Below are 10,446 nucleotides of genomic sequence, written 5' to 3'. Positions count from 1 at the left end.
TCCCTTGCTCTGAGTGCGGCGTCTGCCTTGTTTGTGGTACGTTCCCATTGGGGGATTGAGAACCGACTCCATTGGGTCTTGGATGTGCTGATGCAGGAGGATCGGGCGCGTAACCGTACCGGCGATGGGCCTCACAATTTCTCCCTCCTACGCCAGATGGCCACCAACTTACTTCGATACAACCAGACGAATAAGCATAGTCTCAAAGTACGACGAAAGCAGGCCGCTTGGTCAACCGATTATCTCGCCGAACTCTTGGAGCCTCTTATTCCTCTACAACAATAAAGATTCAAGCGATTGCCCTGGGGTAGATCACCACCCAATCATAGTGATTGATGAGGGCGAGTAGGCCACTGACATACTGCTCCCGTTCGCCATTGCTGGCCTTGAAATCACAGGTTTGACCCACTACCCCATTCATCAGAAATCACAGGTTTGACCCACTACCCAAAACCCTTATCAAATGCCTTCGGGCGGAATCAATGGGGACTCATAACACTCATTAAATACCCGTTTAGTACAGGTATGGCAAATGGAGTGATCAATGGCAATCGTGGTAATTTTATGAATTGCTTCCTTTTTTTCTTCAAAAAAGTATTCGCGCCCAATATGATCCATAAAATGACTTTTACGAATAAAATCACAAACCTTTGATTTAATCTCAGCAAAATACAACCCCCCCCCCTCATCTTTAAGGCGATCCGATTCATGCTCTAGCATTTCTGCTCCCGTTAAATCAATAAAGTTAATGCTATTCCCTAGAATCAAAACATGCTTATGCCCACGCCTACTAATTTTATATAATTGATTTTGAATATGATTAGCAGAACCGAAATAGATTGACATATCAACTCTAATAATTTTCAACTGGGGACATTCTACCAAATGAAAACGCTTAGCATTTTTAACTAAAGTACGCTTATTCGTTTCAGGGTCATAATCAGGTGCCATACTAATTACATCTGGCACAGAAGTACGCGCTAAAAACATCAGTAATGAGAGTAATACCCCCATATAGATAGCAAACTCTAATTCTAAAAACAAAGTAGCGAAAAATGTCGTTAATAAAATAGAAGTTTCTGCTTTACTCGTTGCTAAAATCTTTTTAATTTGCTCGAAATCAATTAAGTTATAAGCGACCACTAATATTATTCCGCCCATGGCTGCAATCGGCAGATAAGCAATGAGTGAGCCAACTTGTAACACAATCAGTGATAAAAAGATGGCGGCAAAAATGGCTGATAAAGGTGTTTGGGCACCCACACTATAATTCACACCCGAACGAGTAAACGACCCCGATCCTGCGTAGCTTGAAAAGAAGCTCCCGACAATATTCGACATACCCTGACCAAAAAACTCTTGATTACTATCAATGCGTTGATGCGATTTAGTAGCAATAGCACGGCTGATAGAAACCGCCTCAATTAAACCTAATAAGGCTATCGCAAAGGCCTGCGGAGCTAAGCGTTTTAAGGTTGCTAAAGAGAAATCTGGCATAGACACAGGGGGAAGAGAGCCATTAATAGTACCAATAAACTTAATATCACTACTAGGACTGGCTACAACATAAGCAGCTATACTCCCTACAATCATGGCAATTAACATATGCGGTAACTTAGGCATATAGTACTTCAGTGAAAGACTTACCAATATGGTCACGAGGGCAATACTTAATACGGCTAAATTCGTTTCATCTAATTGAGTAATAACTAAATACCAGGTATGAATAAAGCTATCACCTGAAGGTATTTTAATATCTAAAATATTCTTCATTTGGCTAGTAGCAATTAAAATAGCAGCACCCGTGGTAAAACCAATCACTACCGTATGGGACACAAAATTAACTAATACACCTAAACGGGCTATAGCAAATACTAATTGATAAACCCCTGCTAAAAAAGTAATAGTCAATGCCGCTTGAATAAATTCAGGTGTAGTCGGCTCAGCAAAATTACTAACAGCAGAAAACACCACGATTGATATAGCCGTAGTAGGGCCTGATACTAAATGCAATGATGAGCCAAATAAGCCCGCCACAACAGGTGTTACCATCGCCGTATATAAACCATACTCCGGTGGAAGTCCGGCAATGGTGGCAAAAGCGACCCCTTGGGGTAAAACAATAACGGCACCCGTGAGACCTGCGATCAGATCGGCTTTCAGGGATTCTTTATTGATTAGAGGCCACCAGGTGAGAAAGGGAAGGAAAAAATGCAAAAAAGGGTGGCTTTCATTTTGAGATGTCTGCATACAAAGAGTCCTATTAGAACTTTAGTTCTTGAATGCGGGCTGATGTTAAAGCATTAGAATGTACTAATCTACGCATTTTCCCCCAGTAACAAGCCCCTCTCCCTTTTGGTATAGAGTCAAATATACTAAGCATTCTCTAGCTCTTCCCAACGTGCAAAGGCTATTTCCAGCTCGGCTTCTAAACGTTCATATTCGGTTTGCGTTTGCGCCATACGTTCTGCCCCCTGCTGATAAAAATCAGCCGCACTCATTTTAGCCTGTAATTCAGCCATTGCCGTTTCGAGTTGCTCAATCTTTTGTGGCAATAAATCCAGCTCACGCTGATCTTTATAACTCAGCTTTTTGGCTTTTGACGCAGGCTGTGCTGTAGTAGATGTTGAAGGTGAAGCCACCTCTTTTGTAGCCGCTTTTTTCTCAGGAGGTACTTCAGAACTAGGCGCTGGGCGTTGCATTAACCAATCGTCATAGCCACCGGCATATTCACCAATTTGCCCCTTACCCTCAAACACTAATGAGCGGGTCACGACTTGATTAAGAAAACTACGATCATGGCTAATCAGTAAAATCGTACCTTGATAGTCAATCAATAACTCTTCTAATAGCTCCAAGGTTTCCGCATCAAGATCATTAGTAGGCTCGTCCATGACTAATAAATTAGACGGTTTAGCAAATAAGCGTGCGAGTAATAAGCGATTGCGCTCGCCCCCAGAAAGTACTTTGACAGGCTTTTGAATTTGTAACGGAGTAAAGAGAAAATCTTGTAGATAACTAATAACATGCTTTTTTTGCCCATTCACTTCAACAAAATCGGCATCTTTTATTAGGTTATCGCGTAGATTAGCTTCTTCATCAAACTGATCGCGGTATTGATCAAAATAGGCTAGCTCAATTTTAGTCCCTAAAGTTACTTTGCCTGCGGTAGGTTGTAATTGCCCTAAAATGAGTTTTATCAGGGTAGTTTTTCCCACCCCATTCGGGCCAATAATCCCAATCTTATCGTTACGTAAAATAGTGGTACTAAAATCTTTAATTAAAGACTCACCACTATCGAGCGTATAAGTAAGGTGTTGAATTTCAGCGACTAACTTACCTGACTGCGAGGCTTGTTCAATTTGCGCTTTGGTTTTGCCTTGTACATGACGGCGAGCGGAATACTCCAGCCGTAACGCTTCTAGACGTCTGACGCGCCCTTCATTACGAGTACGGCGAGCTTTAATTCCTTGGCGAATCCACACTTCTTCTTGCGCTAGTTTCTTATCAAACAAGGCATTTTGGGTCGCTTCGGCCTCTAAAGCCGCTTGCTTGGCTACTTGGTATTTTTGGAAGTCGCCAGGCCAACTGGTTAGTTTACCCCGATCTAGCTCAATAATACGGGTCGCCAATTTTTGCACGAACGCTCTATCATGGCTGACAAACAACAGCGTACCCTTGAAGTTTAATAAATAGCTTTCTAGCCATTCAATCGCAGGAATATCTAAGTGATTGGTAGGCTCATCTAGAAGCAGTAAATCTGGCTCAGCCACGAGTGCTTTAGCAAGTAAGGCACGGCGCTTCCAGCCCCCTGATAGATCATTAAAGGCCGTATCTGCATTGAGATCTAGGCGAGAAATAACCGTTTCTACTCGTTGATTAAGCTGCCAACCATTGAGATCATCAATTTGTTGTTGTACCTGATGCAGCTTATTGAGTAATTCATCCGAGGCGTGACTAGCAATGCGGTGACTCAGCGCATGATAACGCTGGAGCAAAACCGCTACCTCACCTAAGCCCTCTGCCACTAAATCAAAGACACTAATCTCGCTCCCTTCCGGTACATCTTGCTGTAAGCGGGCAATGCGCACATTACCCGCCACAATAAACTCGCCATCATCGGGTAATACCTCCCGACATAAGAGCTTCATAAGGGTCGATTTGCCAGTACCATTGCGCCCTACTAAACACAGACGTTCGCCTGCCTCAATCTGGAGATCAATATGGTCAAAGAGACGATTATCACCGTTTTCTAACAGGATATTACGGAGGTTAAGTAGAGCCATGTGTTTAGGTTATCAGTAGAGGTTAATTAATACTCAGTTGCTCAGCTTGCGGATCGGGTTTTTCCACAATCTCGTCGCTGACCAGCGCTTCCGCATCGGCGGGCGTATTCGCTGCTTCAGAGGGTGCTGAGTCTACTTCCTCTGTAACAGACAATGGTGCGGAGGTAGACTCTGATAAATCGGTCATATTAGACAGACAGCTATTATACTCATTTGCTGTAATAGTGCCGTCTTTAATATAACTTTTACATAAATCTTGTAAGGCTTGCGCGGGATCCTCACTATCAACCTCAGCACTGTCTGCTGTTGCTGCCACATCAACAGCCCAGCTCAATGAACCAAAACTCACTCCTAAACTAAGTGCTAATGCGAATGCGTATTTCATATAACGAGTTCCTCATTTGATATTATACCCACGCCAGAGGCTAAGTTTTGGTACTCTCCATACCTGCACTCTTTGCCACTGAACGTGCTTTTTTGAACGACTCAAGGCCTTGTACGCTACCACGCGGAGGGTAGCCCAAACTGAATAACTTGAGCATCAATATCGACCGTAACTTGTTTAATTCGTTCATCGCTCATATGTTGGCAGGTCATGGTATTCACCCAACCCTGCAACGCATATGACCTACTGTTAATACGGTTTTTATTTCAGTATAGTCTTAGCGATTTCCTTACTCCAGCAGCTTACAAAACTGGGCTTTTTTAAGCTATTTACTACCTATTCCACGCCATCAGACCAGCCCTATACAAGCAAGAGCTGAAGCGGGGTTTAACTTAAGCTGAATGGGGCGTTATCTAAGGCGTTATATCGGTTTTCGCTAGACTTGAGCGCTTAGCTAATGCAATAGTTTGAACACTAATCATAACAATAACCCTACACCGAGCAGGCTCTGAGGTATGCACTATACTCATAAAACCCCAATTATTTGACGTTAAGAGTTAACCTGTGTCAGTTCAATCCTTTTCGGTGCGTCATAACCCCAAACTTAATAAGAATAATATGAAACGATTAGCCTCGCCTGAGCCGCACCCCGTAACGGTGCATCAAGTCCATGAGCAGATCCGATTTTTAAATCAGTATGGGTCTGTTTATTTATGGAGTCATTTATTAGCCGCTATCTTCTTTGCCACAGTGTCGTTGATAGCCCATAGTGAGTATGTATTACTGATTGGTATTTGGTTTGTCGCCATTGTAGCCGCCAATACCATGCGCTGGATGCTAGATTTGGAATTTAAGCCCTCCTATAACTATGCCAGCTATCAAATGGATACCTTACTCAATCGCCACATTATGTACACCACCCTGATTAGTACCCTATGGGGCGTCACGGGGCTAGTCTTATTTTCCAATTTGATTAGTGTGCAGGCGGTGCATGTAGTGATTTTGGCTTTGGTCACGTTGGTGAGTTTGCCACTTTTTATGGTGACCCGAACCTATCGTTATATTCAAGTAGCGATTTTATTACTCCCCATTGTATTAAATTTATCTGTGGTAGGGGTGCCAGAACAAAGTGCTTTAGCTGTAGTAGTAGTGATGTTAGGCATTGCTACCCTAGCCTTAGCACAGGTAATGGAAAAACTACTCACTCAAATGGGCGATTTACAACAAAATCTCCTTGAACAAACCAATAAAGACCCGACTACCTCCATTCCTAATAGACGCTATTTTGAACAAGCCCTTAAAGTGGAATGGCAACGTGCCGCGCGTTCAGGTGATGCCATTGCTCTACTCATGCTCGATATTGATCACTTTCGCTTATTTAATGATATGCAAGGTCAGGAGTCTGGCGATCACTGTTTAAAAACCATTGCCCAAGAATTGCGTAAAGTAGCTAAACGTACCTCAGATGTAGTCGTGCGTTATGGTGGAGATGAGTTCGCTGTTTTATTGCCTAGTACCCATATTGACGATGCTACCTTACTGGCTGAGCGTATGCGTACAGCGATAGAGGACTTACAAATTAGCCATGCGGCTGATCAATTTGAGCGCTATATCACTGTTAGTATTGGCGTGTCGTTTTGCTATCCCACCCCTACCCGCTCGAATGAGCAGCAAAACTCCACCGATATGCTTTATCCAGCAGTATTAATTAATGCAGTAGAGCGTGCTTTGTATAAAGCCAAACGTGGAACACGCAATGTTGTCGTGAAAGAATTTTGTGGTGATGAAGCGATTTCGCGTGCTGCGATGCATGTCGACCAACTACAAGCTGCTAAAACAGCCTAATCGCGTTACAATGCGCCCCATGCAATTAGATTCTCATAGGGCGCATTAGCGTGAAACCCCAACAAAAACAATCCCTTAAGCCATTGTTCGCTCAATTACCTAAAACACTAGGGGCAGAGCGCTTTGCTTTACGCCGTGATTTACAGTCGCTAGAGCGGCAAACCACTTTAGATGAAAAACGGTTAGAGCGCGTCGAAAAGCGTATTACTGAGTCTGTTACTAAGCGCAATCAACGGATTCAAAACGTACCGGCCCCGCAATATCCAGCGGATCTTCCCGTCGCTCAACGCCGTGATGAAATTATTGCGGCGATTAAACAACATCAAGTTGTTATTATTTGCGGTGAAACAGGATCGGGTAAAACAACACAATTACCCAAAATGTGTTTAGAGGCAGGACGCGGGATTGATGGTTTTATCGGGCATACCCAGCCACGGCGTATTGCTGCAAGAAGTGTCGCTGAGCGTATTGCAGAAGAATTAGAAACCCCATTAGGGCAGCATGTGGGCTATAAGGTTCGTTTCCAAGATAAGATTCAGCCAACTAGCTATGTCAAACTCATGACTGATGGGATTTTACTGGCGGAAATTCAACAAGATCGCTATCTAAATGACTATGACACCCTTATTATTGATGAAGCACACGAGCGTAGTCTCAATATTGATTTTCTCCTTGGCTATTTAAAATGGCTCTTGCCGAAACGCCGTGATCTCAAAGTTATTATTACCTCAGCCACCATTGACCCAGAGCGCTTTGCCAATCATTTTGATAATGCCCCCATTCTCATGGTATCAGGGCGCACTTATCCGGTGGAAATTCGTTATCGCCCCCTGATTGATATTGAAAGTGATGACGAGGATGAGCGCGATATTACCGATGCGATTATTGATGCGGTGGATGAATTACGCCGCGAAGGCTCCGGTGATATTTTAGTATTTATGTCAGGTGAGCGCGAAATTCGCGAAACAGCCGAAGCATTGACTAAGCATCTCCCCCCCGCCTATGAAGTACTCCCGCTCTTTGCACGCCTGAGTGCTGAAGAGCAGCATCGTATTTTTGAGCCACACGGACGACCACGGGTCATACTCGCCACCAATGTGGCGGAAACCTCGCTCACGGTGCCGGGAATTAAATACGTCGTCGATACGGGATTAGCGCGTATTTCACGCTATTCATGGCGAGCCGGTGTACAGCGCTTACCGATTGAAAAAATTTCTCAAGCCTCCGCCAATCAACGCTCAGGGCGTTGTGGGCGCGTGTCAGATGGTATCGCTATACGGTTATATAGTGAGGATGATTATAAAGATCGTCCTTTATTCACTGAGCCAGAAATTCTGCGTACCAACCTAGCCTCGGTTATTTTGCAAATGGAAACCATGCGCCTTGGTGATATGGAGCAGTTTCCTTTTGTGGAAAAGCCCGATGTGCGTCTGATTCGTGATGGTTATAAATTATTATTTGAAATCGGTGCGGTCGATGATGATTACAATGTTACCCCACTAGGACAAACCCTATCCCGCCTACCGCTCGACCCGCGTTATGGGCGTATGCTGCTTAGCGCTCATAAAGAAGGAGCCTTAAAAGAAGTCCTCGTGATTGTCGCAGCGCTAGCGGTACAAGATCCACGCGAGCGCCCCCTTGAGCGCCAACAAGCGGCTGATGAAAAACATGCCCGTTTTAAAAATGAAGACTCCGATTTCTTAAGCTATTTATTGCTGTGGAATTACATCAAAGAACAAAAACAGCAACTGTCGAAAAGCCAATTCCGCAAACAAGCTAAAAAAGAATTTTTATCATGGGTGCGGATTCAAGAATGGGAAGATATTCATTATCAAATTAAAAGCACCCTGCTCGATAGCGACCTAAAAGAAAATGACAAAGACGCTGAATACAATGCTATGCACCGCGCCCTATTATCGGGACTGCTCAGTAATATTGGTCTAAAAGACGAAGATTTTCAGTATCAGGGGGCAAATGGGCGTAAATTTATGATTTTCCCCGGCTCTTATTTAAAAAAGAAAAATCCACAATGGATTATGGCGGCGGAATTAGTCGAAACGACTAAGCTCTATGGTCGTACTGTTGCCAAAATTCAACCCGAATGGGTGGAGGAATTTGGGCATCACCTGATTAAACATCATTACACCGAGCCACACTGGGAACAAAAGCCTGCTAATGTTGCGGCCTCAGAGCGTACCTCGCTATATGGCATTACCATTACCCCGAAACGTAAAATTAGCTTTGGCACAATTGATCCGATTATTAGTCGACAATTATTTATCCGTCATGCGCTAGTCTATGGTGAATATGCCGCTAAAGGTGCCTATGCTCAGCATAATGCTGAGCTGATTGCTAAAGTCGAAGAGCTAGAAGCTAAAGGGCGGCGGCGGGATATTTTGGCTGATGAACAATTATTGTTTGATTTCTTTGAGCAGCGTATTCCAGAGCATGTTTATAGTGGTCATGCCTTTGAGCGTTGGCGTAAACAGGCCGAAGCTCAAGATCCTAAAATTCTGTATTTAACCCTCGATTACCTCATGCAGCGCGAGGCCGAGCATGAGCGTAGCAATCTATATCCTGATACTTTACATGTGCAGGGTATGGTATTAGCGCTCAAATACCATTTTGACCCCACTGCCGAAGACGACGGTGTCACAGCACAGATACCCTTACTAGCCCTCAATCAATTAACCCTCGAACGCTTTGAATACCTAGTGCCGGGCTTACTCGAAGAAAAGATGACTGCACTGATTCGTGGCTTACCAAAGCATATTCGTAAGCAATTTGTCCCTGCCCCTGATTATGCACGTGCCTGCTTAGAGGCGGTACATCCTAGTGAGTCTATTAGTTTAACAGAGGCCATGGGTAAGCAACTCTTGCGGATGAGTGGCACCACTATTCCTAAAGAAGCATGGGAACAAGTGGAGCTAGCACCGCATTTATTAATGCGCTTTGAAGTGGTGGATAATGCGGGGGTCGTGGTACAACAAGGGCGTGATTTAAATGCCTTACAAAATAAAGTACGTCAACAAACCCGTGCGCAATTAAGCACTCAGCCTATGATTAATATTGAACGTGATCAAATTAAAACATGGGATTTCGGTGATTTGCCTGAAGTGCATTGGATTGAAACCAGCCATATGAAACTACGTGCTTGGCCTGCACTGGTTGATAAGGGCGATCATGTGGCAATTGAATTGTTTGACTCCGAATGGGAAGCACATCAGGCCCACAGGGGCGGGGTATTGCGTTTATTTCAGTTAGCACTGCCAACTGAAATGCGTGATTTAGCTAAACATATTCCGGCTTTACCTAAACTCTGTATGCAATATGCCGCCACTGGAAAATGTGAAGAGTTACGCGCTAGTGTCGCACGTTATGCCTTTCGCCAAGCTTTTAAAGACTACTTAGATATTCGTAAACAAGCTGATTTTCAACAAGCACTTACCGCCGCACGTAAAAATATCTTTCCGCAGGTACAAGAATTATCGCGCTTAATGGTGCCCGCCTTTGAGGCCTATCATGATATTCGTAAACAATTAAAGAGTAAGTTTATCGTCTCTATGATGGAGGCAGTCAACGATATGAATGAGCAATTAGATCATTTAGTTTATGTGGGTTTCTTAGAAACAGTAGAGCCTGAACAATTACGCCATTATCCGCGTTATTTAAAAGCTATGCAAAGACGTTTGGAAAAGCTAAAAACCGATCCTAATAAGGACTTAAGTTTACGCCAGCAAATACATCCCTATTGGCAAAAATACTTAGCTTATCTAAAAGCTAATCGAGTATTGAGTGCTGGGGCTATTGAGTTTCGCTGGATGCTGGAGGAGTTTAGGGTATCACTGTTTGCGCAGGAATTAGGTACGGCTAAACCAGTGTCTGCAAAAAGGCTTGATAACGTCTGGGAAAATATAGCGTAGTATTATA

General features: G+C 43.7%; 7 protein-coding genes. 3 read left to right on the top strand and 4 right to left on the bottom strand.

The genetic code is table 11. The features are described from left to right. Positions 1-285: ISAs1 family transposase (locus A3IK_RS18245; RefSeq protein WP_020558371.1), on the top strand; the 285-nt coding region annotated here is incomplete at its 5' end. Between the two features lie 4 nt (positions 286-289). Here A3IK_RS18245 and A3IK_RS21800 read toward each other — a convergent pair. From A3IK_RS21800 to A3IK_RS0102395, 4 genes are all read right to left on the bottom strand, one after another. Continuing rightward, complete coding sequence (locus A3IK_RS21800; protein ID WP_020558370.1) at positions 290-421, bottom strand: hypothetical protein; 132 nt, start codon at positions 419-421, stop codon at positions 290-292. Positions 422-459: 38 nt separating this feature from the next. Next, positions 460-2,250 (bottom strand): SulP family inorganic anion transporter, encoded by a 1,791-nt coding sequence (locus A3IK_RS0102405; protein WP_020558369.1) that lies wholly within the window; start codon positions 2,248-2,250, stop codon positions 460-462. A 125-nt stretch (positions 2,251-2,375) separates the two neighbouring features. Then, positions 2,376-4,286, bottom strand: coding sequence for an ATP-binding cassette domain-containing protein (locus tag A3IK_RS0102400; protein ID WP_020558368.1), 1,911 nt, complete (start codon positions 4,284-4,286; stop codon positions 2,376-2,378). A 22-nt stretch (positions 4,287-4,308) separates the two neighbouring features. After that, positions 4,309-4,671: a hypothetical protein gene (locus tag A3IK_RS0102395; protein ID WP_020558367.1), complete on the bottom strand. Its 363-nt coding sequence runs from the start codon at positions 4,669-4,671 to the stop codon at positions 4,309-4,311. Positions 4,672-5,289: 618 nt separating this feature from the next. Between A3IK_RS0102395 and A3IK_RS20040 the strand changes: the two genes are divergently transcribed. Continuing rightward, the gene (locus tag A3IK_RS20040; RefSeq protein ID WP_020558365.1) at positions 5,290-6,516 is read left to right on the top strand and encodes a GGDEF domain-containing protein; all 1,227 of its coding nucleotides are present in this window, start codon (positions 5,290-5,292) and stop codon (positions 6,514-6,516) included. Positions 6,517-6,566: 50 nt separating this feature from the next. After that, entirely contained in the window at positions 6,567-10,439 is a 3,873-nt protein-coding gene (gene hrpA / locus A3IK_RS0102380; protein WP_020558364.1) for an ATP-dependent RNA helicase HrpA, read from the top strand. Positions 10,440-10,446 lie beyond the last annotated feature (7 nt).

The organism is Thiofilum flexile DSM 14609 (genome assembly GCF_000380185.1).
GTDB classification, from domain to species: Bacteria; Pseudomonadota; Gammaproteobacteria; order Thiotrichales; family Thiotrichaceae; genus Thiofilum; species Thiofilum flexile.
Note: the sequence above shows the minus strand (reverse complement) of the source record. Positions and strands in the feature narration are given on the sequence as shown.

Coding starts and splice junctions, on each gene's coding strand:
- A3IK_RS0102400 (WP_020558368.1), bottom strand. CDS start 4,286: ATGGCTCTACTTAACCTCCGTAATATCCTGTTAGAAAACGGTGATAAT.
- A3IK_RS21800 (WP_020558370.1), bottom strand. CDS start 421: ATGAATGGGGTAGTGGGTCAAACCTGTGATTTCAAGGCCAGCAATGGC.
- A3IK_RS0102395 (WP_020558367.1), bottom strand. CDS start 4,671: ATGAAATACGCATTCGCATTAGCACTTAGTTTAGGAGTGAGTTTTGGT.
- A3IK_RS0102405 (WP_020558369.1), bottom strand. CDS start 2,250: ATGCAGACATCTCAAAATGAAAGCCACCCTTTTTTGCATTTTTTCCTT.
- A3IK_RS20040 (WP_020558365.1), top strand. CDS start 5,290: ATGAAACGATTAGCCTCGCCTGAGCCGCACCCCGTAACGGTGCATCAA.